The following is a 23,227-nucleotide window of genomic DNA, read 5'->3' as shown; positions in this document are numbered from 1 at the left end:
TTTGCCTGATGCGACGATGACGCGTCTTATTTACGCCCCGACCACCTTCGCCACCGCGTGGGCGAAACGTTGCATCCCTTCATCGATATCCGCATCATCCACCACCAGCGATGGCGCAAAACGCATCACATCCGGCCCAGCGTTCAGCACCATTACGCCAGCCTCGGCACCCGCATAAAGAAAATCACGCGCCTGACCTTTGTACTGAGGTTTTAGCTCCGCGCCAATCAACAACCCCATGCCGCGAATATCGCTAAACACATCAAACTGCTGATCGATCTTCTGCAAATGGTCAACAAAACGCTGGCGTTTCGCCTGAATGCCTTCCAGCACTTCAGGGGTATTGATGATATCAAATGCCGCACCCGCGACTGCACAGGCCAGTGGATTACCGCCATAGGTGGAACCGTGAGAACCAGGATGAAACGCTGAAGCAATCTCCGCCGTGGTCAGCATGGCGCTAATCGGGAAGCCGCCGCCCAGGGCTTTCGCAGAGGTCAAAATATCTGGCGTCACGCCGTAGTGCATATAGGCAAACAAATCGCCAGTCCGCCCCATTCCACACTGCACTTCATCAAACACCAGCAAGGCATGATGCTGATCGCACAACTCACGCAAGCCCTGCAAAAACGCTGGCGTCGCCGCCGTCACGCCGCCCTCACCCTGAATAGGCTCAACCACCACCGCGCAGGTATGGTCATCCATCACCGCTTTCACTGCGTGAAGATCATTAAAAGGCACGTGGATAATATCTGCCGGTTTCGGCCCAAAGCCGTCGGAATATTTTGGCTGCCCGCCCACAGAAACGGTAAACAACGAGCGACCATGAAAGGCGCTATGGAAGGCGATGATTTTGGTTTTAAACGGACTATGACGCACGCAGGCGTAGTGACGCGCCAGTTTAAAAGCGGTTTCGTTGGCTTCCGTACCGGAGTTCATAAACACCACGCGTTCGGCAAACGTCGCCTCAATCAGTTTACGCCCAAGACGCAGCGCCGGTTCATTGGTGAAAACGTTGCTGATATGCCACAGAGTTTCCCCCTGGGTTTTTAACGCTTCCACCAGCGCCGGATGGCAATGGCCTAACGCCGTTACCGCAATCCCGCCCGCGAAATCGACATACTCTTTGCCTTGCTGATCCCAGACTCGGCTGCCCTGACCTTTTACCGGAATAAACTCTGCCGGAGCATAAATCGGCAGAATCACTTCATCGAAAGTCGCGCGTGTAATTGCTATTTGTTCAATTGCCATCTCATGATCACCCTGTTACGCATAAATCAATGTGAAATTATAATCACAAAATATGCATAAAAAATCACTTGATAGCAATCAGAAATCAGCGATGCAGGAAATTAGCCAGCAGTTGATGTCCTTGTTCGCTAAGAATACTTTCTGGATGGAACTGCACACCTTCCAGATCCCACTGGCGATGGCGAATCCCCATAATCTCCCCGGTTTCGCTCCAGGCCGTCACGTCAAAGCACGCTGGTAATGAGTCAGGTTCCACCACCAGCGAATGGTAGCGCGTCACAGTGAGTGGATTCGCTAGCCCCAGGAATACGCCCTCACCGTTATGTGTAATCGGCGAGGTTTTGCCGTGCATGACCTTTGCGGCGCGCACAACTTTGCCACCAAAAGCCTGTGCCATCGCCTGATGACCGAGGCAGACGCCAAGGATCGGCAAGCGCCCGGCATAGTGACGAATAACGTCAAGGGAGATCCCGGCTTCATCTGGCGTACAGGGGCCGGGTGATATGACAATTTTTTGTGGTTTAAGGGCGTCAATATCCGCCAACGTCAACGCATCGTTGCGCTTAACCAGCACATCGGCCCCCAGTTCACAAAAGTACTGGTAGAGGTTCCAGGTAAAAGAATCGTAGTTATCAATAAGCAGGATCATGGCGGCTCCGGTACGAAAGAACCGCGCTATTTTACTCAGATTCCCCGGCTTCGCTTACCACTTTGCTAAATATCATCTGCAGCGCGGTAAGATCACCCATTGCCCCACTCTGATTCGCCTGATTCCAGGCCTCTTCACCAATACCTTGCCAGTTCAGTTGATATCCGGCATGAATCGCCAGTTGTTCGAAGAAGATCCGCTGCGCCAGACCGCTTCCCGCACGGAATGGATGCAGAACGTTGATTTCACAATAGTAGTGCGCCAGCCGCTCGACGAACTTCGCTTTCTCCAGGCCAACCAGATAACCTTCTTCCTCCAGATCCTGCATCAGGGCATTGCCCTCTTTTTCGATATAGGCAAAGTGGCAGAACGGCGTATCGCCCTGATAAATATCGACTTCGCGTAGTTGCCCCGCCCAGTCGAAAATATCCTGATAAAGCTGGCGATGAATAGCGCGCAAATGCGGTAAACCGCGCACCAGCGGACCAAGCTCAATGGCCGCAGCACGCAGCGCCGTCATTTCGTAAGCAGCCTGTTCCAGCCGCTGCTGCTGGCGGATATTCAACCGATTACGCATGATATCAAGGCCAGGATAAAGATACGGATCGCGCCCTTCGCCGAATTTATCGCTCATAGTGCCTCCTCAGCTCTTCAAGGCGTGCTAAAGCCTCTGCGGCAGTAAGAGTGACTAATGGCATCTCGACGCCTTCAAGGCGGCGGCTGGCCTGGAAATTACGATTACGCTGAAGCTCCCAGAGACGGGACTTTTGCTTATCGGTGAGTTTCTTCACTTGATGCCTCCCTGAACGTGTCCGTTTGCCACAAGTATAAGCGGCAAATCCAGGTTACGCCGGGAGAGCAGAGGCGCGGGCAAGATTACCCGCGCGAGAAATCATTACGGCAGGACTTTAGCGGAAAGGATAACTACCGGTTTTGACGGCACATTCTGGTACGGGCCAACATCATGGGTTGGGACCTGGGAAATCTTGTCAGCAACATCCATGCCTTTCACCACTTTGCCAAATACCGCGTAACCGAAATCACGCTGACCGTGGTCGAGGAAGGCGTTATCGGCAACGTTGATAAAGAACTGGCTGGTGGCGCTGTCTTTGTCGGCGGTACGCGCCATCGCGATGGTGCCACGGGTGTTACGCAGACCGTTATCAGCCTCATTTTTGATCGGCGGATTCGGTTTTTTCTGCTGCATCTGCTCGGTAAATCCACCACCCTGAATCATAAAGCCCGGGATCACCCGGTGAAAAGTGGTGTTGTTATAAAAGCCGCTGTTCACATAATCGACGAAATTTTGCACTGATACTGGCGCTTTCTGGCTATCCAGCTCCAGTTCGATATTACCAGCAGAGGTTGTTAACAATACGTGCGGATCCCCTTTCGCTGCCATTGCTTCAGGTGAGAGAGCAGAAAGAGCGAAAACAGCTACAACAGCTGCCAGGGTCGATTTGAACATGAGATTTCCTTAACAGAGCAGAAAAAAAGCAAGTGGAGAGATTCTAAATAGCCTTCAATGACAAGGCCATTCCTTTACCTAATTTTACGCACTTGAAATATATGTAACCTGATGATCACGTATATTTCGTGATGAGAATCACTTTAAATATTGCAAATTAGCAACCGTTTGCAATTAAATATTTAATCAGATCACAAAATCACCTAAAATCGCCCGCTCGCAGCATATCCACTATGCCATTTTATCTTTTAACGCAGGCCAATCATGACTAACAGCAATCGCATCAAGCTCACATGGATTAGCTTTCTCTCCTACGCACTGACCGGTGCGTTGGTTATTGTCACCGGGATGGTGATGGGAAACATCGCCGATTATTTCAATCTGCCTGTTTCCAGTATGAGTAATACCTTCACCTTCCTCAATGCCGGCATTTTAATCTCTATCTTCCTCAACGCCTGGCTGATGGAAATCGTCCCGTTGAAAACGCAGTTACGTTTTGGCTTTCTCCTGATGGTGCTGGCGGTTGCCGGTTTGATGTTCAGCCACAGCCTGGCGCTGTTCTCGGCGGCGATGTTCATTCTCGGGGTGGTTAGCGGCATCACCATGTCGATTGGTACGTTCCTGATAACGCAAATGTATGAAGGGCGTCAGCGCGGTTCCCGCCTGTTATTTACCGACTCCTTCTTCAGCATGGCCGGGATGATTTTCCCGATGATTGCCGCGTATCTGCTGGCACGCAGCATTGAGTGGTACTGGGTTTATGCCTGCATCGGGCTGGTGTACGTCGCTATCTTTATTCTGACCTTCGGCTGTGAGTTCCCGGCACTGGGTAAACATGCGCCAAAAACTGACGCTCCGGTAGCGAAAGAAAAATGGGGGATCGGCGTGCTGTTTCTCTCCATTGCGGCACTGTGCTACATCCTCGGTCAGTTAGGTTTTATCTCCTGGGTGCCGGAATATGCCAAAGGTCTGGGCATGAGCCTGAACGATGCGGGTACGCTGGTAAGCAACTTCTGGATGTCTTACATGGTTGGCATGTGGGCATTCAGCTTTATTCTTCGCTTCTTTGATCTGCAACGCATTCTGACCGTACTGGCTGGTCTGGCTGCGATTCTGATGTATGTCTTTAACACCGGAACACCGGCACATATGGCGTGGTCAATTCTCGCTCTGGGCTTCTTCTCCAGCGCGATCTATACCACCATCATCACCCTGGGTTCACAGCAGACCAAAGTACCATCGCCAAAACTGGTTAACTTTGTCCTGACCTGCGGGACCATCGGCACCATGTTGACCTTTGTGGTTACCGGACCGATTGTTGAACATAGCGGTCCACAGGCAGCACTGCTCACTGCAAACGGTCTGTACGCTGTTGTATTCGTGATGTGCTTCCTGTTAGGTTTCGTCAGCCGTCACCGTCAGCACAACACCCTGACCTCTCATTAATTGCTCATGCCGGGCGGCGCTATCGTCGTCCGGCCTTTTCTTCTCTTCCCCCGCAACGTGCCTTCATCTCTATAAAACCTTTCATTTTGTGTATTTTTTACACAAACATGAAATATCAGACAATTCCGTGACTTAAGAAAATTTATACAAATCAGCAATATACCACTTAAGGAGTATATAAAGGTGAATTTGATTTACATCAATAAGCGGGGTTGCTGAATCGTTAAGGTAGGCGGTAATAAAAAAGAAATCGAGGCAAAAATGAGCAAAGTCAGACTCGCAATTATCGGTAACGGTATGGTCGGCCATCGCTTTATCGAAGATCTTCTTGATAAATCTGATGCGGCCAACTTTGATATTACCGTTTTCTGTGAAGAACCGCGCATCGCTTATGACCGCGTACACCTCTCGTCTTACTTCTCTCACCACACCGCCGAAGAGCTGTCGCTGGTGCGCGAAGGCTTCTACGAGAAACACGGCATCAAAGTTCTGGTCGGCGAACGCGCTATCACCATTAACCGTCAGGAGAAGGTGATCCACTCCAGCGCCGGGCGTACCGTTTTTTATGACAAGCTGATCATGGCGACCGGTTCCTACCCGTGGATCCCGCCAATCAAAGGTTCTGATACTCAGGACTGCTTTGTCTATCGCACCATTGAAGACCTCAACGCCATTGAATCCTGCGCCCGTCGCAGCAAACGCGGTGCCGTTGTTGGTGGCGGCCTGTTAGGTCTGGAAGCCGCTGGAGCGCTGAAAAACTTAGGTATTGAAACCCACGTTATTGAATTTGCCCCTATGCTGATGGCAGAACAGCTTGATCAGATGGGCGGCGAACAGCTGCGTCGCAAAATCGAAAGCATGGGTGTACGCGTTCACACCAGCAAAAACACCCTTGAGATTGTGCAGGAAGGGGTTGAAGCGCGTAAAACCATGCGTTTTGCCGACGGCAGCGAGCTGGAAGTTGACTTTATCGTCTTCTCTACCGGTATCCGTCCGCGCGATAAGCTGGCAACCCAGTGTGGTCTGGACGTAGCTCCGCGTGGGGGTATCGTCATTAATGATTCCTGCCAGACTTCCGATCCGGATATCTACGCCATCGGTGAATGCGCAAGCTGGAACAACCGTGTATTTGGTCTGGTCGCACCTGGCTACAAAATGGCGCAGGTCGCCGTTGACCACATTCTCGGCAACGAAAACGCCTTTGAAGGTGCTGACCTTAGCGCCAAGTTGAAACTGCTGGGCGTAGACGTAGGCGGTATTGGTGATGCACACGGTCGCACGCCTGGCGCACGTAGCTACGTTTACCTCGACGAAAGCAAAGAGATCTACAAACGCCTGATTGTCAGCGAAGACAACAAAACCCTGCTCGGCGCGGTACTGGTGGGCGATACCAGCGACTACGGTAACCTGCTGCAACTGGTGCTGAACGCTATCGAGCTGCCGGAAAACCCGGATTCCCTGATCCTGCCAGCGCACTCTGGTAGCGGTAAGCCGTCTATCGGTGTTGATAAACTGCCGGACAGCGCGCAAATCTGCTCCTGCTTCGACGTCACCAAAGGCGATCTGATTGCTGCCATCAACAAAGGCTGCCACACCGTTGCGGCGCTGAAAGCCGAAACCAAAGCGGGTACTGGCTGCGGTGGCTGTATCCCGCTGGTCACTCAGGTACTGAACGCGGAACTGGCGAAACAGGGCATCGAAGTTAACAACAACCTGTGCGAACACTTTGCTTATTCGCGTCAGGAACTGTTCCATTTGATCCGCGTTGAAGGCATTAAAACCTTCGAAGAACTGCTGGCGAAACACGGCAAAGGCTACGGTTGTGAAGTTTGTAAACCGACCGTCGGTTCGCTGCTGGCCTCCTGCTGGAACGAATACATTCTGAAGCCGGAACATACTCCGCTGCAGGATTCTAACGACAACTTCCTCGCTAACATCCAGAAAGACGGCACCTACTCGGTGATCCCGCGTTCTCCGGGCGGTGAAATCACCCCGGAAGGGCTGATGGCAGTGGGTCGTATCGCGCGTGAATTTAATCTCTACACCAAAATCACCGGCTCCCAGCGCCTGGCGATGTTTGGCGCACAAAAAGACGATCTGCCGGAGATCTGGCGTCAGCTGATTGAAGCAGGCTTCGAAACCGGTCATGCCTATGCGAAAGCACTGCGTATGGCGAAAACCTGCGTGGGTAGCACCTGGTGCCGCTACGGCGTTGGCGACAGCGTCGGCCTCGGCGTGGAACTGGAAAACCGCTACAAAGGCATCCGTACTCCGCACAAAATGAAGTTCGGTGTCTCCGGCTGTACCCGTGAATGTTCAGAAGCTCAGGGTAAAGACGTGGGTATTATCGCCACTGAAAAAGGCTGGAACCTGTACGTTTGCGGTAACGGCGGTATGAAACCGCGTCATGCGGATCTGCTGGCGGCGGATATCGATCGCGAAACGCTGATCAAATACCTCGACCGCTTCATGATGTTCTACATCCGTACCGCCGACAAACTGACGCGTACCGCACCGTGGTTAGAAAACCTCGAAGGCGGCATTGATTACCTGAAAGCGGTGATCATTGACGACAAACTGGGGCTGAACGCACATCTGGAAGAAGAGATGGCGCGCCTGCGTGAAGCGGTAGTGTGTGAGTGGACTGAAACGGTCAACACGCCGTCTGCGCAGACTCGCTTCAAACACTTCATCAACAGCGACAAGCGTGACCCGAACGTGCAGATGGTGCCAGAGCGCGAACAGCACCGTCCGGCAACGCCGTATGAACGTATCCCGGTAACTCTGGTGGAGGACAACGCATGAGCCAGTGGAAAGACATCTGCAAAATCGATGACATCCTGCCTGAAACCGGCGTCTGCGCGCTGTTAGGTGACGAGCAGGTCGCGATTTTCCGCCCGTATCACAGCGATCAGGTGTTTGCGATCAGCAACATCGATCCGTTCTTCGAATCCAGCGTGCTGTCACGCGGGCTGATTGCGGAACACCAGGGCGAGCTGTGGGTCGCCAGCCCGCTGAAAAAACAGCGTTTTCGCTTAAGCGACGGCTTGTGCATGGAAGACGAGCAGTTTTCCGTCAAGCATTACGAAGCACGAGTGAAAGACGGCGTGGTACAGCTACGCGGTTAATGTTTTAACGGGAGGCGCAATGCCTCCCCTTTTTGCATTGTCCTGTAATGACCTTCGGTATATTGCAGGACATTTTTTAAACTTTTTGTTTTACTTTTTGTTTTTATTTTTTTAAAGGATAATCAAATGTTTACAGACACTATTAATAAGTGTGCGGCTAATGCTGCGCGCATTGCTCGCCTGTCGGCAAATAACCCGCTCGGCTTTTGGGTCAGCTCCGCCATGGCGGGCGCGTATGTGGGTCTTGGGATCATCCTGATTTTCACGCTCGGTAATTTGCTCGATCCGTCCATACGTCCTCTGGTGATGGGCGCGACTTTTGGTATCGCCTTAACGCTGGTGATTATCGCCGGTTCTGAACTGTTCACCGGACACACAATGTTCCTCACCTTTGGGGTGAAAGCGGGCACCATCAGCCACGGGCAAATGTGGGCAATCCTGCCGCAAACCTGGCTGGGTAATCTGGTCGGTTCCGTCTTTGTTGCCATGCTCTATAGCTGGGGCGGTGGTAGCCTGCTGCCGGTAGATACCAGCATCGTTCACTCCGTCGCGCTGGCTAAAACCACCGCACCGGCAATGGTACTGTTCTTCAAAGGTGCATTGTGTAACTGGCTGGTTTGCCTGGCAATCTGGATGGCGTTGCGCACTGAAGGGGCGGCGAAGTTTATCGCTATCTGGTGGTGTCTGCTGGCATTTATCGCGTCCGGCTATGAGCACTCCATCGCTAACATGACGCTGTTCGCGCTCTCCTGGTTCGGCAACCACAGCGAGGTCTACACGCTGGCGGGTATCGGTCATAACCTGCTGTGGGTGACGCTGGGTAATACTTTATCGGGCGCCGTATTCATGGGATTGGGTTATTGGTATGCTACGCCGAAAGCGAATCGTCCGATTGCGGACAAATTTAATCAAACTGAAACGGCTGCCGGTTAATTACTAAGGGGTTTTTACGTGGATCATTTGCCTATATTTTGCCAATTACGCGATCGCGACTGTCTGATTGTCGGCGGTGGTGATGTCGCGGAACGCAAAGCAAGGTTGCTGTTAGACGCAGGCGCTCGCTTAACGGTGAATGCATTAGCGTTTATTCCACAGTTCACCGCATGGGCAGATGCAGGCATGTTAACCCTCGTCGAAGGGCCATTTGATGAAAGCCTTCTCGACACCTGCTGGCTGGCGATTGCAGCGACGGATGATGACGCGCTTAACCAGCGTGTCAGCGAAGCTGCTGAATCTCGTCGTATCTTCTGTAACGTGGTCGATGCGCCGAAAGCCGCCAGCTTTATTATGCCGTCGATTATTGACCGCTCACCGCTAATGGTAGCGGTCTCCTCTGGCGGGACCTCTCCGGTTCTGGCGCGACTGTTGCGCGAAAAACTTGAATCACTGCTGCCGCTGCATCTGGGCCAGGTGGCGAAATATGCCGGGCAGTTACGCAGTCGGGTCAAACAACAGTTCGCCACGATGGGTGAACGTCGCCGTTTCTGGGAAAAATTGTTCGTTAACGACCGCCTGGCGCAGTCGCTGGCAAACAACGATCAGAAAGCCATTACTGAAACCACCGAACAGTTAATCAACGAACCGCTCGATCATCGTGGTGAAGTGGTGCTGGTTGGCGCAGGTCCGGGCGATGCCGGGCTGCTGACTCTGAAAGGTCTGCAACAAATTCAGCAGGCTGATGTGGTGGTATACGACCGTCTGGTTTCTGACGATATTATGAATCTGGTACGTCGAGATGCGGATCGTGTCTTCGTCGGTAAACGCGCGGGATACCACTGCGTACCGCAGGAAGAGATTAACCAGATCCTGCTGCGGGAAGCGCAAAAAGGCAAACGCGTAGTGCGTCTGAAAGGCGGCGATCCGTTTATTTTCGGCCGTGGTGGCGAAGAGCTGGAAACACTGTGCAACGCGGGTATTCCGTTCTCGGTGGTTCCGGGTATTACCGCAGCTTCTGGTTGCTCTGCCTATTCGGGTATTCCACTTACGCATCGCGATTATGCTCAGAGCGTACGCTTAATTACCGGACACTTAAAAACCGGTGGCGAGCTGGACTGGGAAAATCTGGCGGCAGAAAAACAGACGCTGGTGTTCTATATGGGGCTGAATCAGGCCGCGACTATTCAGCAAAAGCTGATTGAACACGGAATGCCAGGCGAAATGCCAGTGGCGATTGTTGAAAACGGCACGGCGGTCACGCAACGCGTGATTGACGGTACGCTCGCGCAGCTAGGTGAACTGGCTCAACAAATGAACAGCCCATCATTAATTATTATTGGTCGGGTCGTTGGCCTGCGCAATAAATTAAATTGGTTCTCTAACCATTAATTTAAAAAAAATTAACTAAGGCCGGATATTTCTGGCCTTTTTTTATTTACAAACATACTTATATTAATGTTTATTTTCAGCATACATAAAACAAACTTTTAACTAATTTATTTTAATAACGCCCTGCAGTTACAGCGGCTTACAAATATAAGCATAATATTCATAGTCCGTTCACTGACGCACAATAAATATTCCTGTATCGTCTTTAGCGAGCTGTTTGCTTATATTCACATAATCAATGAATATTACTCGATATATTTTACATAGGGAATGAAAATGAACAAGTTTATTAAAGTGGCACTGGTTGGTGCAGTCCTGGCAACATTAACTGCATGTACTGGTCATATTGAAAACCGTGAAAAGAACTGCTCTTACGACTACCTGCTGCACCCGGCAATTTCTATTTCTAAAATCATTGGCGGCTGCGGTCCTACTGCACAGTAAGTCTCTGACTGAAATTAGCTAACGCTGATTTAATTACCTGACGCCCTCGGGATTACCTGAGGGCGTATTTGTTTTTGTATTAACTCCGAAAACGTCATTCACAACGATTAAACGCTGGCAATACTCTCACGCAAAATCCGCAGCACCGTCTCTTCTCCACTACGATTCGGATTAATGCGAATCGCACAATGTTCTAATTGTGGATTCGCCTGGCGAAACGTTCCGGAAAGGCGGTAAAAGAGCGGCGGGATTTCATATTTCGACTCCGCACCCACCGGGTAAGGCAACGCGCCGCGCTTTTGCGCCTCTTCCAGCACCCTGGCGGCAATCGGCTGATGAAACTCCACAATTAATACTTTCGACTGCGCATTAGCAATGACGGCGTTTTTAACTTCCGGCACCGCACCACCGTTAAGTAAAGCCAGCAACCGTTCAGAAACGCCCGCCTGCACCGCATGCATTACAGGCGCGAACACCAGCCCACGCAACACTTCCAGCGCCTGAGCACCCTGAATCTGGCTGCCGCCGGAGTAAAGCGTGGCGCGAATCCGACTAATAACATCGGCATCACCTACCACCGCGCCAACACCCTCTGGCCCAAACAGCTTGAAGCAGGAGAATGTCGAAACATTCGCCCCGCATTCGCAGCCGATTCGCGCTACCTTCATCACCGCATAGTTGTCATCGGTTAACGCTGGAACGCCAGACGAGCGCAACGTTGCCAGCACATCTGCCAGCACGTAGCTGTCCTGTGGCTGCTGGCGCGTATGCTGTACCAGCGCCGCATCCGGTTGTTGCTCTTCGACGACCTGCTTAAGTGCCGCCAGGTCATTGAAATCAGCAGTGATAAGCGTCAGCCCCATCTGCTCAACAATGACCTGCGTCGTCGGATAAACAGGCGCGTCATGCACCAGAAGACGCTGCCCCGGTTTGAGCAAAGCCGCCAGCCCGGCGCGAATTGCTCCAGTCCCCGCGCCCTGCACCAGCGCCGCGGCCTGTGCGTGAAATGCATCAGCCAGCACCTGCTCCACCCGTTGGGTAATACGCGGTTGATTCAGACCTGGAGTTAACCCTAAATCACCGCCAGTAAGAAACTCGCTGCCGGGGAAATGGCGACAAATGCTATCCACCAGCGCAAACTGCTTTTGCTGCGCCTCAATAATCGTCAGGCTTTGCAGAGGAAACGTCTTCATCAATGCCTTCCTTAAGCCGGAACGAACAGGCCAAGCCAGTAAAGAACATTCAGCAGGATGCCGGTGATCATTACTGCCACGACCGGTGCCGCCATTTTCTGTACCGGACGGCCCAGGGATTCGTTGAGGAAGTAAATGGCAACCGCGATAGAGAATCCGGTATAACCCGCCATCTTAATTGCTGCGAAAATCGAACCGACCAGCAGCGCCACTTCCATCAGCATATTCATGGCGTTACGGATGTTATCCGACGCATTACGCACCGACGGGTAGCGCCCCAGCCATTTGCCGATCGAACGAAGCAGCAAGACTTCTGCCGAAATAACCACTGCGCCTAATACCGCTGCAACCATCGGATTCGGCGAGAGATAGCCCACCGCATAAACAAAGGTAAAGCCCGCAACTGCATATACGCCGGTGGCTAACGCGGTGGTGGCAATCAACGGCACAAACCCCAGCCCACGCATAAATTCCGCCAGTGCCGCCTGATTGATCAGCGTTTGCGATTGTTCCGGCGTTACGCCTGCGGAATATGCTTTCTCCAGTGTGAAGATCGACACTTCGCTACCAGCAAAAATCTTCATGCTGGCAACGGCGGCAATCAATGCCCCCACGATGGCGATATAGGGTAAATTTTTGATAATCCGCGACGTACGCTCTTCAAAGACGGAAAGTCCGCTTGTATCAAGATCATTTTCATCACGATGACGCAGGTCGTGAGTTATCGCGATCCCCAGCAGCATCACCATACCAATAAAGATTTCGATGGATTCCGGATTGAGATGCGGGAAATAGCGCACGACTACCACACGGGTCATCAGCACAACCACGGCGGCGATCAGACTTTGCTTCCAGCCAAACTGGTAGAAAATCGCCACCAGTGGGAACAGTGCAAAAGCTGAAACCACCGGCGAGCTTAATTCCCCCAGGCTACCTAATACATCCACCGGTAGCGCGGTCAGCAGCTGGTTTACTGGCAACAGACAGGTGAGGATCAATATCCCCCAGATAGCGCCAAGGCCAAACGCCATCAGGCTGTTTATCGCCAGTACGCCGAGGATATCGGTAGGAAGAAAGAGTAGCCATGCGTTTAGCAGCCCGGTTTTCAGGGTAAAAGAGATCCCCACCGAGGCCACAAAACCAATGCTCAGACCAAAAGCGATACTCCCCGCCTCGCGACGGTTCATATAGCCTTCAATCAGTTGCGGCAGGATCGGTCGGATGCCGTCATGAAAAACAGCCGCCGAGCGATGCGCCAGAAGCGATGTCATACCCGTCAGGCACGCCACCACGATAATCTGAATATACAGATCCATAGTCGTGCCTTTTATTTCAGATGGTTAATCAACATCGGAATCGCGTGTTCGACGTGCTCAACGGAAAGCCCAAACGCCACTTTCCCTTCGGCGATCATTTTGGCGATATGTTCGTCTTTCGCTTTGATACCCGGCTTGGCAATGGTGCAACTTTTGTTATAACCAATCACCGCGATAGCAATCGACAATGCCGCGCCCGCACCGGTATTACACGCGCCGATGTAGTAATCCAGTTGCCCGGATTTCACTTTCATCGCTGCTTCCATGTCGTTGTGAATGAAAACTTCAAAACAGCCTGGAGCCGTCGCTTCAATGGTTTTTTTAATCTGCTCACGCTGTAAGCCTGCAACGCCAATCTTTTTCATGAGTCTGTCCTTATTGGAAAAATTGAGAGGGATTTTCACGTAACATCACATCCACATCGGCCTGACTGAATCCTGACTGGCGCAATTGCGGAATAAAGGTGGTCAATAAAAAGTCATAGCCATAACCACCGTTGGCTTTTAAATGGGAGCGGCGCGTAATATCCATCGACAGCATGACGCGGTTCAGCAACCCACGGTCGCGTAGCGCATGAAGCATCGCAATACGCTTTTCGTCCGGGTAGTAACTATTCTTACCAATGGTGTCGAACTGCACGTACGCGCCGAGATCGATCATCTTCAAAATGTTATCGAGGTTGTCTTTCAGATCGCAGTGACCAACGGTGACGCGCGAAAGATCAACTCCGTGGGCTTGCAACAGAGCCAGTTGTTCCAGCCCCATCGTGCTAAAAGAGGTATGTGTGGAGATCGGGCGTCCGGTCTGGTTATGTGCCAGCGCGGCGGCAATAAACACCTTCTCTTCCAGCGGCGTAATCATTCCTTCGCTGGAGCCGATCTCCGCGATGATCCCGGCTTTCAGTTCCGTGCCATCGATACCCTGCTCAATTTCATCGACCATCTCTTGCGCCAGTTCCTGCACGCTGCGGGTCGCCACATGTTCGGGGAAAAACGCGTCCTGGTAATAACCGGTACAGGCCACCACGTTGATCCCGGTTTCGCGCATTACATCGAGCATAAATTGCGCATTGCGCCCCATGTAACGGTTGGTCATCTCAATCACATTACGCACGCCCTGGGCCATCAGGTCGTTCATCTCCTGGCAAATGAACGCATACTGATCAAGGCGGCAGTCCACGTTGTTTTTAAAGCCGGAGAGATCAATATGCAGATGCTCATGGGCCAGGGTGTAGCCCGTTGAATCAAAACTCATAGGGTGTCTCCTGCAAACCGGAGGGAGGAAAGAAAAGAGCGACCATTTTGTGGCGGTGGCGCACGGAAAAATTCACACACGGTAGCCCCCACATCAGAAAGCGTGGTGCGAACACCAAGCTGCGTGGCAGCCAGGCCTTGCTGATAAACCAGCACCGGCACGACTTCGCGGGTATGGTGGCTGTGACCGATTGTCGGATCGTTACCATGATCCGCCATCACGACCAGGCAGTCATCTGGCTGCATCGCCTCAACCAGGAGAGCAAGATTACGGTCAACGACCTGCAAACGTTCGGCATAACGTGCGACGTCTTCTGCGTGACCAGCGAGGTCGGTTTCCTGAATGTTGGTGCAAATAAACGCTGTCTGATGGGTGATAAATTCGTCGAGGGTGATATCCATAATCCGCTGGCTATCCACCAGGTTTTGCCAGCTCACGCCATAAGGATTGTTGACGATATCTGCCACCTTACCCACCAGCACGGTTGGCACGCCTGCTTCATACAGTTTTTGTGGCACCTGCACTTTTTCATCGACGCCATAGCCCATATGCACGACCTGGAAACCGTTGTCATAAGCGCCAGAACGCGGCGCGTTGATGCCAATAAAGCGCCCTTCTTTGCTTTCTGCGGCATCGAGAATACGCTGACTGTCGGTTAACAGGCCGCCAAATGTAATGACCCGACCGACCTGTACCTGGTCACGCACGATACGACCAATTTTGATTGCGTCGTCAAAAGAGATCACAGAGAGATTGGCGGTAATGTTATAGACCTGGCCTAAATCCGCCTCGAGATTATCGCCAATCGCAACCGCCTGATTGACCCACAGAAATTGCAGATCATCGCCACGGCGCTCCACCTGCCAGCCAGCGTTAAGTAATGCTTGCTCAACACGGTCAATCACATCGCGAAAGGGCATCCGTAGCGGCGGTAGCGGGCGCGTGCCTAAAATTTCCTGATGCCCCATAAAGGTGTCGCCACCTTCATGTTGCAGCTCTGCCACGCCCCAGGTTGCAGAATCTGACGGCTGCATATCTCCAGGCGCATAACCTAATGCGTTGATTAGCCCCATTTTCTCCAGCGTTGGCAGCTGCAAATGCGGCAGCTGGCTCAGAATGTGACCACAGGTATTCGCTCCCGCATCTTGCGGGCGCACCAGCGTGACATCTTTCATTGCGCCTACGCCAAAGCTATCAATCACTAACACCACGAATCGCGCCATTACGCCCCCAGAGAGTTTCCAAGACTGTCATAACGACCGACGATTTCCGGTTCGCCACGCTGAATACCCGATACCAGCACCACATCACTGCGGGTAACAAAAATTTGTGTACGAAAACAGAGCACCACCGCGCTGCTCACCGGAAACTCACCTGCTAACGGCAGGGTGTAGTCGATACTGCTGTCATCTACAGTTTTGAGATTGGTTTCAGTAATCTTTTGATTTTCTTTAGTAAAAACCAGAGCGCGGTGAGCATGACCACGACGGTAGTAACCGCCGCCGTAGCAGTAGCTGTCGCCACGGAAATGATGGGAGATTTCACTTAACCAGAGCATGGCGATACGTTCAGGCTGATCGCCCTGCTGGTTTGCCGGAATAGTGCCCGTCAGTGCATGACCGGGTTCGGCATGAGTCACACCGTATTCCGCCAGTAATGGCAGCGAAGTGCAGCTGGTCGCTGAAGGCGCGTTCAGTTGCTCAATCGCAATACCAGATTTCGCCAGTTGCTCCCGTGCTTGTACCAGCGTGTGAAGATTCGGTGTCGGCAAAACTTTCCCGCTTGTTTCATCCCAAAGCAGGCAAGGGAAATGGGTAAGTCCCGCTAAATGTAGTCCCGGCAGTTTCTGCATTTCAGCGACAATGTCATGCAGCGTGTTTTGGGGAAAACCGCTCTCCTGGCCCGGATAAAGAAAATCATCGTCGCTATAAACTTTGAGCAGCACAGACTGCACACGTCCGGCATTCACCGCTGCCGCAGAGACTTCCCGCGCTTTGTCGAGAGTAAACACGGTGATGACGTCAGTTCCCTGTGCAACGGCGTCAGAAACCTGGTGACAAGGGATTTGCACCAGATGTCCCTGATGCGCCACCGGCAGACCGGCGCGGCGCATGACCCGCGCCTCTTTGTAATCCACCGCCACAATGCCGCTGTAGCCCAGTGCCAGAAGTTTTTCCGCCAGCCATGGATTACGGCCAAACTGCTTGGTCATCAGATACAGCTCAATGCCGTAAAGCCGCGCCGTCTCAATCAGCCTCTTACCGTTTTCCAGTAACTGATCCACGTCGACAACCCAACTGTCCGGGGCGATCTTGCCCTGCTGCCACAAGCTTAGTGCGGCGGAAATCAGCGCTGGGTTCTGGCGTTTCAATGCTTCTACAAACATCTTGTTGCCTCGTTTCTATTCCTTGAATTAAACATTCATTTTTTTGAATATTTAAGTTATGTGACGCGGATTTGCCGTATAACTCAGACACCTTCGTTGGCGGCCATCCATAATCCATAGAGATTGGCCAGCAAATACCCTTCTTCACACGGGTTAATTTCCAGCGCGAATTCCTTCAATAGCACCTGATGCAATTGCACAATCGCTGGCCAGTATGTGGATTGCGCCAGTTCCGCCAGTAATTCGTCATCCAGCGGCAGTATGTGTTCGCCCCGACGACTGCGCATCAGCGCACTCGCCATATGCGTCATCGCCATCGTTCCCTGCTCGCTGCGTATGGGAAGATGGCATTCTGTTTCCAGTACTTTGACGACCTGCATCATGCCTTTGCAGATGTCCTTATCAATGACGCCTGCCTCGCAAAGCAGGTTGAGTCTGTTTTCCATTTAAGACGCCTTTCGCTTAATAACTGGGTTCAAGTTCCCCACTGACGACTCGCTGTTGATGAGCAAGCAGGGCATGTTTATCAACAACCGCACGTAGCAATTGTTGCATCGGGTAATCATCGGCTCGCGTTAGCACCACGGCTTCAGTGGCCTGTAAAAATCGTGGATCGTTCGTCAGCGGCGTCGCTTCTAATCCCAGCATGGCCAGTTCGCTTTCCGCCACCACGTTCCAGATAACCGCATCGACATCGCCTTTTACAATGCGTTGTAAACTCTCGTGATATGAGAGGTCGACGCGCTCCACATCGCTATTGCCAAAAAAGACATCGGTCATGATTTTCTGATCCGCCGAGCGGTTATCCAGCCCCACGCGTTTCACGTTGCCAGACGCCCCTTTACGGCAAATCAGCTGGTGCTCGCCAACATAGGTATGTGGCCCAAGTTCCAGCGCCAGGCATAACCCTTTTTGCGTGAGATAACTTTCTGCCGCCAGGCGGGACACTACCGCCATGTCATAGACGCCGTTAAGTAAACACTCCACGCGAATATCCGCGCCGCGCATATGCGCATAATAAAAAGGAATGCTATCAAACTGAGCTTTCAGCCCGCTTGCCAGTCCTTCGTACAAACGGGTATAGGGCAAGGGCATCGCACATACCACGTTGTTGATATCCACATGAGTCAGCAATGCTTTGTTATTCATCTCGACCAGATAACTGCCATTGCGCCCACGGCGTTCAATTCTAATCGCGCCGCTTGATTCCAGCGTTTTCAGCGCGGCCTGTGTCAGACCAACCGATGAATGGCATTCAGTTGCCAGTTCATCTATGGTTTTCAATCGATTACCGCACTTTTCACCTAACAGATAACGAGCCAGAGTCGTGATGACGACGCCTTCTTTTTTGATAAACGTTCGACGCATAATATATTTTCAATAAAGTGAATATTTATATCTTCATTAAAATGAAGATAAGTGGCAACTAAGAGATGTGGAAACGGCGAGGCACTTCACATTTTTTCGGGTTGTTGCGAAAAGAGGATAAAAAAACCGGGTTTCCCCAGTTTCAGAGTGATGATAAAAGCAAAATTGCCTGATGGCGCTACGCTTATCAGGCCTACATTTCCTTGCAATATGTGCATTACTTTGTAGGCCGGATAAGGCGTTCACGCCGCATCCGGCATGAACAAAGCGCAATTTGCCGGCAATAGTGAATTACGGCTTCGCCACAAAACCAATCGCTTCATACACCGCTTTCAGCGTACGGGAAGCGTGCGCGCTGGCTTTTTCTGCGCCGTCTTTCATCACCTGTTGCAGGAAGGCTTCATCGTTGCGGAAACGGTGATAGCGTTCCTGCAATTCAGTCAGCATACCGGAAACGGCATCAGCCACTTCGCCTTTCAGATGACCATACATCTTGCCTTCGAACTGTTTTTCCAGTTCCGGGATGCTCTTGCCAGTAACTGCAGAAAGGATATCCAGCAGGTTGGAAACGCCCGCTTTGTTCTGCACATCGTAGCGAACTACCGGTGGCTCGTCGGAGTCAGTGACCGCACGTTTGATTTTCTTCACTACCGATTTCGGATCTTCCAGCAGGCCGATAACGTTATTGCGGTTATCGTCAGACTTGGACATCTTCTTGGTCGGCTCCAGCAACGACATTACGCGCGCGCCAGATTTCGGAATAAACGGCTCCGGTACTTTAAAAATATCGCCATACAGCGCGTTGAAACGCTGGGCGATATCGCGGCTCAGTTCCAGATGCTGTTTCTGATCTTCACCGACCGGCACCAGATTGGTTTGATACAGCAGGATGTCCGCCGCCATCAGCACCGGATAGTCAAACAGACCAGCGTTGATGTTCTCGGCATAACGCGCAGATTTATCTTTGAATTGGGTCATGCGGCTCAGTTCGCCGAAGTAGGTATAGCAGTTCAACGCCCAGCCTAGCTGCGCATGTTCTGGTACATGGGACTGAACAAAAATGGTGCTTTTCTCAGGATCGATGCCACATGCCAGGTACAGAGCCAGCGTATCCAGCGTCGCTTTACGCAGCTTTTGCGCATCCTGGCGCACGGTGATGGCATGTTGGTCAACGATGCAGTAAATGCAATGGTAGTCATCCTGCATGTTTACCCACTGACGCAGCGCACCCATGTAGTTACCAATGGTCAATTCACCTGAGGGCTGTGCGCCACTAAAAACGATGGGCTTAGTCATTTTTCGATTCCTGATTTTCGCTATGCGGAAGCCCTAATGCGGGCAGAAGGTCATTTATAGAGTGATAAATTACATCAGGCTGGCTGAGATCGATAGCCTCGCCGTAGTTATATCCGTAGGTTAAGCCAACTGATGGGCAACCTGCCGCTTTTGCCGCCTGAATATCATTGCGTGAGTCGCCAACAAACAGCATCTGTTGTGGGGCAATTCCCATCCGCGCAGCCACCAGTAACAGCGGGTCCGGATGCGGTTTTTTGTTTTGCACGTCATCACCACCAATCACCACGCTGAAGTATTTGGCGATATCTAAGGCTTCGAGCAGCGGCGCGACGAACGGCGTCGGTTTGTTGGTAACCAGGCCTAGCGGCAGGCCTTTAGCCTGCAACGCGCCCAGAGTATCGGCAACGTGCGGGAACAAAAACGTCCCCTCTTCGGCAACCTCGCCATAGTAGCGATCGAACAGTTTACGCAGAATACGTACCTGTTCTTCTGCCGGAATGTCGTCATCAACGGGCGGTTTACCCATTGTTTTACGCAGGGTCGCACGTTCCTGACGCGCCCAAGCCAATGCCCGCTCCATCAGGACATCTGCGCCGTTGCCAATCCAGGTAATAACGCGTTCTTCGCCTGCAACGGGCAACTCCAGCGCATACAGCGCCATATCTACCGCAGCAGCAAGACCAGGAGCACTGTCCACCAGCGTACCGTCGAGATCAAAAGCGACGCCGCGAATATCTTCAAACTTATTCATGACTTACCTTTGCCAGTTCACTGCGCATTTCATCAATGACTTTTTTGTAGTCTGGCTGGTCGAAGATTGCCGAACCGGCGACGAACATATCCGCTCCCGCCGCAGCGATTTCGCCAATGTTGTTCACCTTCACGCCACCGTCCACTTCCAGACGGATATCAAAGCCCGACTCATCGATGCGGCGGCGCACTTCGCGCAGTTTATCCAGTGTTTGCGGAATGAAAGACTGACCGCCGAAACCAGGGTTGACAGACATCAGCAGGATCACATCCAGCTTGTCCATCACATAATCCAGATAGCTCAATGGTGTCGCCGGGTTAAATACCAGCCCCGCTTTACAGCCATTTTCTTTAATCAGTTGCAGCGTGCGGTCAACATGCTCGGAGGCTTCTGGATGAAAGGTAATGATACTGGCGCCAGCAGCAGCGAAATCCGGCACAATGCGATCGACGGGTTTCACCATCAGATGCACGTCGATAGGGGCGGTAATGCCGTAGTTACGCAAGGATTTCAGTACCATTGGCCCAATTGTCAGGTTGGGAACATAGTGGTTATCCATGACGTCAAAATGCACGACATCAGCGCCAGCTGCCAGGGCCTTTGCGGTATCTTCACCCAGGCGGGCAAAATCAGCCGACAGAATTGAGGGGGCAATCAAATACTGTTTCATCCGCTTCTCCTTGAGAATTATTTTTTCGCGGGTGAAACGACTCCTGGTTTGTACAAAGCCAGCAGTTCGTCCACCTTTTTACGTGTGCCGCCGTTGCTGCTTATACTGCGTCGAACTTTGACGACATGCAATTTTGCGCGCTGATACCACTCACGCGTTAACATCGTATCGTGATTGGAGATCAGCACAGGAATATGGCGATCAACCAGACCTTCTGCGATCTCCGCCAGATGGGCTTGTTGTTCAAGCGTAAAACTGTTTGTGTGATACGCCGTGAAGTTAGCGGTCGCAGAAAGCGGCGCATAAGGCGGATCGCAATAGACGACGGATGCATCATCTGCGCGCGCCATGCTGTCGGCGTAAGACTCACAATAGAAAAAGGCATTCTGCGCTTTTTCGGCAAAATGATACAACTCAGCTTCCGGGAAATAGGGCTTTTTATAACGGCCAAACGGCACATTAAATTCACCGCGCAGATTGTAACGGCACAAACCGTTGTAACCGTAGCGGTTCAAATATAAAAACAGTACTGCCCGACGCAAGGGATCCTGGCTTTTGTTGAACTCTTCGCGGAACTGATAGTAGACCTCGGCGCAATTTGTTTCGGGAACAAACAGCTCGCGGGCAGCCTGCACATACTCTTCAGTACGCGTCTTTACAATGTTGTAGAGACTAATCAGATCGCTGTTGATATCAGCAAGGATATAACGAGAAAAGTCGGTGTTAAGAAACACCGACCCGGCACCAACAAAAGGCTCAACCAGACATTCGCCCTTAGGCAAATGCCGTTTAATATCATCAAGCAAGGGATATTTGCCCCCTGCCCACTTCAAAAAAGCGCGATTTTTCTTCATGCTGACTAACTAATTACACCTTCTCCGGCTGTGGAGAAAGCTCCGACAGCATCCAGCGCTTCAGGCAGTTCCCGCAACGGTTATCCATTGCGGGAAATAGCCTTGATTACTTCAGATCGGCCTGTACCTGACGCAGCGGTTTCGCCCAAGGATTTTTGGCCTGGACATCGGCTGGCAATGTAGATACCGCTTTTTTCGCTTCTTCTTTCGAAGCGTACACGCCAGAAACCAGGACATACCACGGCTGACCATTACGCGTCGTTTCATAGACAACGTAGTTTTTCAGGTTCTCTTTCTTCGCCCAACCGTTCAGGTTGTCGTAGTTAGAGGAACTGCTCAACTGCAGAGTGTAATGGCTTGACGGTGCCGATTTCAACGAACCAACATTACCCGCGCTCTTCGCCCCAGCAGCTGGTGTTGTCGTGGTTTGCGCCGGAGATGCCGTTTGTGCCGGCTCCGTGCTGGCAGTCGCATTCGGCGCTGGCGTTGCCGCTGGCGTAGAAGTCGCAGCCGGTGCCTTCGAGCTCGCCACTGGCGCTGCTGGTTCGGTACGCTTCGGTTGCTGTGCTACCGGCTTCGGTTCGGTTTTCACAGTTGCTTGCGGTTTTTTCGGTTCAATCACTGCCTGCTGACGCGGCGGACGCGTGGTGGTCGGACGTTCAGCGGTTTGCGTTTTTGCCGTGTCGCGCGATGCATTGCCATTGCGTACTGGCGCAACCGTTGCGGGTTCGGTCGGCAATGTCGAATTTACCGCCACATTGTTCAGCTGTTGCTGATTTTGTGGCTGGGTCAGGGCATTGTTCAGATCACCCTGTACTTCAACACGCTGTTGACCATCCGTTGCCGCCGGGGTCTGCCCCTGGGTCGGCGTAGAAGAAATCGGCGGCAGAGAAACATCCTGCTGAGTATTTTCCGCAGACGTGGTTCCCGGTGCTGGCTGCACGCCATTCGCCTGATCGGTCGCATTGCCAGCAAGATCAATACTCTTCTCGCCAGACGCAGTTTGATCGCTGGAAGAGGTCGAGGGGGCTTTTAACGCAGAACCGATACCGATGATCAACAGCAACAGAACCAGAATACCGACGCCCATCATCATATACTGACGAGAAGCAGGTTTGCTGGCTGCTTTTTTGCGCTTACGCGGACGCCGCTCTACACGCTCTTCATCCACCGTTTCATCTTCGGATTCGTCATATTCTTGTTCGATTTCCGGTTCCTCATCGCGCTCTTTTTGCGCGCGGGTCGGACGGCGATCATCCGTATCATCAAGTTCAATATCATCAAAATTGATCTGCGGTTCGCCACGTTCAGTACGTTCAGAACGCTCAGAAGATTGACGAGAACGACCAGTACGACGATCGCTGGGATCGGGTTTCAGCTCGTCTTCTGGTTTGAATTCATCCATTTAACACCCCACTAAAAGGTTAA

24 protein-coding genes are annotated in these 23,227 nt (G+C 52.0%); 6 read left to right on the top strand and 18 right to left on the bottom strand.

Features of this window, described 5'->3' with window-relative positions:
* Positions 1–30: 30 nt before the first annotated feature.
* The 5 genes from argD to ppiA all read right to left on the bottom strand — a co-directional run bounded on the left by argD (position 31) and on the right by ppiA (position 3,368).
* Complete coding sequence (gene argD / locus FEK42_RS10060) at positions 31–1,251, bottom strand: bifunctional acetylornithine/succinyldiaminopimelate transaminase (protein ID WP_135410777.1); 1,221 nt, start codon at positions 1,249–1,251, stop codon at positions 31–33.
* A gap of 85 nt (positions 1,252–1,336) precedes the next feature.
* The gene (gene pabA / locus FEK42_RS10055; RefSeq protein WP_135408026.1) at positions 1,337–1,900 is read right to left on the bottom strand and encodes an aminodeoxychorismate synthase component 2; all 564 of its coding nucleotides are present in this window, start codon (positions 1,898–1,900) and stop codon (positions 1,337–1,339) included.
* Between the two features lie 31 nt (positions 1,901–1,931).
* Positions 1,932–2,534: a putative adenosine monophosphate-protein transferase Fic gene (locus tag FEK42_RS10050; protein ID WP_131161827.1), complete on the bottom strand. Its 603-nt coding sequence runs from the start codon at positions 2,532–2,534 to the stop codon at positions 1,932–1,934.
* A complete protein-coding gene (locus FEK42_RS10045; protein WP_000736860.1) occupies positions 2,524–2,691 on the bottom strand; it encodes a YhfG family protein in 168 nt (55 codons plus the stop codon). The genes FEK42_RS10050 and FEK42_RS10045 overlap by 11 nt, the downstream gene beginning before the upstream one ends.
* 104 nt (positions 2,692–2,795) lie before the next feature.
* Positions 2,796–3,368, bottom strand: coding sequence for a peptidylprolyl isomerase A (gene ppiA / locus FEK42_RS10040; protein ID WP_064527557.1), 573 nt, complete (start codon positions 3,366–3,368; stop codon positions 2,796–2,798).
* A 264-nt stretch (positions 3,369–3,632) separates the two neighbouring features.
* Here ppiA and tsgA point away from each other — a divergent pair, with 264 nt between their 5' ends.
* From tsgA to FEK42_RS10010, 6 genes are all read left to right on the top strand, one after another.
* On the top strand, positions 3,633–4,814 hold the full coding sequence (gene tsgA / locus FEK42_RS10035) for an MFS transporter TsgA (RefSeq protein WP_130208935.1): 1,182 nt from the start codon (positions 3,633–3,635) through the stop codon (positions 4,812–4,814).
* A 261-nt stretch (positions 4,815–5,075) separates the two neighbouring features.
* Positions 5,076–7,619, top strand: a complete 2,544-nt coding sequence (gene nirB, locus FEK42_RS10030; RefSeq protein WP_000049201.1) for an NADPH-nitrite reductase large subunit — start codon at positions 5,076–5,078, stop codon at positions 7,617–7,619.
* Positions 7,616–7,942, top strand: a complete 327-nt coding sequence (gene nirD, locus FEK42_RS10025) for a nitrite reductase small subunit NirD (RefSeq protein ID WP_000084764.1) — start codon at positions 7,616–7,618, stop codon at positions 7,940–7,942. The genes nirB and nirD overlap by 4 nt, the downstream gene beginning before the upstream one ends.
* A gap of 126 nt (positions 7,943–8,068) precedes the next feature.
* Positions 8,069–8,875, top strand: a complete 807-nt coding sequence (gene nirC, locus FEK42_RS10020) for a nitrite transporter NirC (RefSeq protein WP_135493042.1) — start codon at positions 8,069–8,071, stop codon at positions 8,873–8,875.
* An 18-nt stretch (positions 8,876–8,893) separates the two neighbouring features.
* Positions 8,894–10,267 (top strand): siroheme synthase CysG, encoded by a 1,374-nt coding sequence (gene cysG / locus FEK42_RS10015; protein WP_135493043.1) that lies wholly within the window; start codon positions 8,894–8,896, stop codon positions 10,265–10,267.
* A 276-nt stretch (positions 10,268–10,543) separates the two neighbouring features.
* Positions 10,544–10,711 (top strand): YhfL family protein, encoded by a 168-nt coding sequence (locus tag FEK42_RS10010; protein ID WP_064527562.1) that lies wholly within the window; start codon positions 10,544–10,546, stop codon positions 10,709–10,711.
* Between the two features lie 107 nt (positions 10,712–10,818).
* Here FEK42_RS10010 and FEK42_RS10005 read toward each other — a convergent pair whose 3' ends face one another.
* From FEK42_RS10005 to damX, 13 genes are all read right to left on the bottom strand, one after another.
* Positions 10,819–11,904, bottom strand: coding sequence for an aminotransferase class I/II-fold pyridoxal phosphate-dependent enzyme (locus FEK42_RS10005; protein WP_138211821.1), 1,086 nt, complete (start codon positions 11,902–11,904; stop codon positions 10,819–10,821).
* A gap of 11 nt (positions 11,905–11,915) precedes the next feature.
* A complete protein-coding gene (locus tag FEK42_RS10000) occupies positions 11,916–13,220 on the bottom strand; it encodes a YhfT family protein (RefSeq protein ID WP_130208943.1) in 1,305 nt (434 codons plus the stop codon).
* A gap of 11 nt (positions 13,221–13,231) precedes the next feature.
* On the bottom strand, positions 13,232–13,585 hold the full coding sequence (locus FEK42_RS09995) for a DUF2620 domain-containing protein (RefSeq protein WP_000719728.1): 354 nt from the start codon (positions 13,583–13,585) through the stop codon (positions 13,232–13,234).
* Between the two features lie 10 nt (positions 13,586–13,595).
* Positions 13,596–14,474: a phosphotriesterase-related protein gene (locus tag FEK42_RS09990; protein WP_135493044.1), complete on the bottom strand. Its 879-nt coding sequence runs from the start codon at positions 14,472–14,474 to the stop codon at positions 13,596–13,598.
* Entirely contained in the window at positions 14,471–15,697 is a 1,227-nt protein-coding gene (locus FEK42_RS09985) for a phosphopentomutase (RefSeq protein ID WP_135493045.1), read from the bottom strand. Before FEK42_RS09985 ends, FEK42_RS09990 begins: the two co-directional genes overlap by 4 nt.
* Positions 15,697–16,860, bottom strand: coding sequence for a YhfX family PLP-dependent enzyme (locus tag FEK42_RS09980; protein ID WP_135493046.1), 1,164 nt, complete (start codon positions 16,858–16,860; stop codon positions 15,697–15,699). Before FEK42_RS09980 ends, FEK42_RS09985 begins: the two co-directional genes overlap by 1 nt.
* Positions 16,861–16,943: 83 nt before the next feature.
* Entirely contained in the window at positions 16,944–17,306 is a 363-nt protein-coding gene (locus tag FEK42_RS09975) for a PRD domain-containing protein (RefSeq protein ID WP_130208951.1), read from the bottom strand.
* Positions 17,307–17,322: 16 nt separating this feature from the next.
* Complete coding sequence (yhfZ, locus tag FEK42_RS09970; protein WP_130208953.1) at positions 17,323–18,228, bottom strand: GntR family transcriptional regulator YhfZ; 906 nt, start codon at positions 18,226–18,228, stop codon at positions 17,323–17,325.
* A 291-nt stretch (positions 18,229–18,519) separates the two neighbouring features.
* The gene (trpS, locus tag FEK42_RS09965) at positions 18,520–19,524 is read right to left on the bottom strand and encodes a tryptophan--tRNA ligase (RefSeq protein WP_130208955.1); all 1,005 of its coding nucleotides are present in this window, start codon (positions 19,522–19,524) and stop codon (positions 18,520–18,522) included.
* Positions 19,517–20,275, bottom strand: a complete 759-nt coding sequence (gph, locus tag FEK42_RS09960) for a phosphoglycolate phosphatase (RefSeq protein ID WP_130208957.1) — start codon at positions 20,273–20,275, stop codon at positions 19,517–19,519. The genes trpS and gph overlap by 8 nt, the downstream gene beginning before the upstream one ends.
* Entirely contained in the window at positions 20,268–20,945 is a 678-nt protein-coding gene (gene rpe / locus FEK42_RS09955; RefSeq protein WP_000816280.1) for a ribulose-phosphate 3-epimerase, read from the bottom strand. The genes gph and rpe overlap by 8 nt, the downstream gene beginning before the upstream one ends.
* A gap of 17 nt (positions 20,946–20,962) precedes the next feature.
* Positions 20,963–21,799, bottom strand: a complete 837-nt coding sequence (dam, locus tag FEK42_RS09950; protein ID WP_130217642.1) for an adenine-specific DNA-methyltransferase — start codon at positions 21,797–21,799, stop codon at positions 20,963–20,965.
* A gap of 106 nt (positions 21,800–21,905) precedes the next feature.
* Positions 21,906–23,204 (bottom strand): cell division protein DamX, encoded by a 1,299-nt coding sequence (gene damX / locus FEK42_RS09945; protein WP_130208961.1) that lies wholly within the window; start codon positions 23,202–23,204, stop codon positions 21,906–21,908.
* Positions 23,205–23,227: the final 23 nt, after the last annotated feature.

The sequence above is a fragment of the Escherichia sp. E2748 genome (assembly GCF_005781125.1).
Taxonomy (GTDB): domain Bacteria; phylum Pseudomonadota; class Gammaproteobacteria; order Enterobacterales; family Enterobacteriaceae; genus Escherichia.
This window is presented reverse-complemented; position numbering and strand designations above follow the sequence as displayed.

What these genes read in the sequence shown, in the direction of transcription:
- FEK42_RS09985 (WP_135493045.1), bottom strand. Translation starts at nt 15,697, where the DNA reads ATGGCGCGATTCGTGGTGTTAGTGATTGATAGCTTTGGCGTAGGCGCA.
- tsgA (WP_130208935.1), top strand. Translation starts at nt 3,633, where the DNA reads ATGACTAACAGCAATCGCATCAAGCTCACATGGATTAGCTTTCTCTCC.
- trpS (WP_130208955.1), bottom strand. Translation starts at nt 19,524, where the DNA reads ATGACTAAGCCCATCGTTTTTAGTGGCGCACAGCCCTCAGGTGAATTG.
- yhfZ (WP_130208953.1), bottom strand. Translation starts at nt 18,228, where the DNA reads ATGCGTCGAACGTTTATCAAAAAAGAAGGCGTCGTCATCACGACTCTG.
- FEK42_RS09995 (WP_000719728.1), bottom strand. Translation starts at nt 13,585, where the DNA reads ATGAAAAAGATTGGCGTTGCAGGCTTACAGCGTGAGCAGATTAAAAAA.
- nirC (WP_135493042.1), top strand. Translation starts at nt 8,069, where the DNA reads ATGTTTACAGACACTATTAATAAGTGTGCGGCTAATGCTGCGCGCATT.
- argD (WP_135410777.1), bottom strand. Translation starts at nt 1,251, where the DNA reads ATGGCAATTGAACAAATAGCAATTACACGCGCGACTTTCGATGAAGTG.
- FEK42_RS10005 (WP_138211821.1), bottom strand. Translation starts at nt 11,904, where the DNA reads ATGAAGACGTTTCCTCTGCAAAGCCTGACGATTATTGAGGCGCAGCAA.
- FEK42_RS09980 (WP_135493046.1), bottom strand. Translation starts at nt 16,860, where the DNA reads ATGTTTGTAGAAGCATTGAAACGCCAGAACCCAGCGCTGATTTCCGCC.
- damX (WP_130208961.1), bottom strand. Translation starts at nt 23,204, where the DNA reads ATGGATGAATTCAAACCAGAAGACGAGCTGAAACCCGATCCCAGCGAT.
- FEK42_RS09990 (WP_135493044.1), bottom strand. Translation starts at nt 14,474, where the DNA reads ATGAGTTTTGATTCAACGGGCTACACCCTGGCCCATGAGCATCTGCAT.
- dam (WP_130217642.1), bottom strand. Translation starts at nt 21,799, where the DNA reads ATGAAGAAAAATCGCGCTTTTTTGAAGTGGGCAGGGGGCAAATATCCC.
- FEK42_RS09975 (WP_130208951.1), bottom strand. Translation starts at nt 17,306, where the DNA reads ATGGAAAACAGACTCAACCTGCTTTGCGAGGCAGGCGTCATTGATAAG.
- ppiA (WP_064527557.1), bottom strand. Translation starts at nt 3,368, where the DNA reads ATGTTCAAATCGACCCTGGCAGCTGTTGTAGCTGTTTTCGCTCTTTCT.
- pabA (WP_135408026.1), bottom strand. Translation starts at nt 1,900, where the DNA reads ATGATCCTGCTTATTGATAACTACGATTCTTTTACCTGGAACCTCTAC.
- FEK42_RS10000 (WP_130208943.1), bottom strand. Translation starts at nt 13,220, where the DNA reads ATGGATCTGTATATTCAGATTATCGTGGTGGCGTGCCTGACGGGTATG.
- rpe (WP_000816280.1), bottom strand. Translation starts at nt 20,945, where the DNA reads ATGAAACAGTATTTGATTGCCCCCTCAATTCTGTCGGCTGATTTTGCC.
- nirB (WP_000049201.1), top strand. Translation starts at nt 5,076, where the DNA reads ATGAGCAAAGTCAGACTCGCAATTATCGGTAACGGTATGGTCGGCCAT.
- gph (WP_130208957.1), bottom strand. Translation starts at nt 20,275, where the DNA reads ATGAATAAGTTTGAAGATATTCGCGGCGTCGCTTTTGATCTCGACGGT.
- nirD (WP_000084764.1), top strand. Translation starts at nt 7,616, where the DNA reads ATGAGCCAGTGGAAAGACATCTGCAAAATCGATGACATCCTGCCTGAA.
- FEK42_RS10050 (WP_131161827.1), bottom strand. Translation starts at nt 2,534, where the DNA reads ATGAGCGATAAATTCGGCGAAGGGCGCGATCCGTATCTTTATCCTGGC.
- FEK42_RS10010 (WP_064527562.1), top strand. Translation starts at nt 10,544, where the DNA reads ATGAACAAGTTTATTAAAGTGGCACTGGTTGGTGCAGTCCTGGCAACA.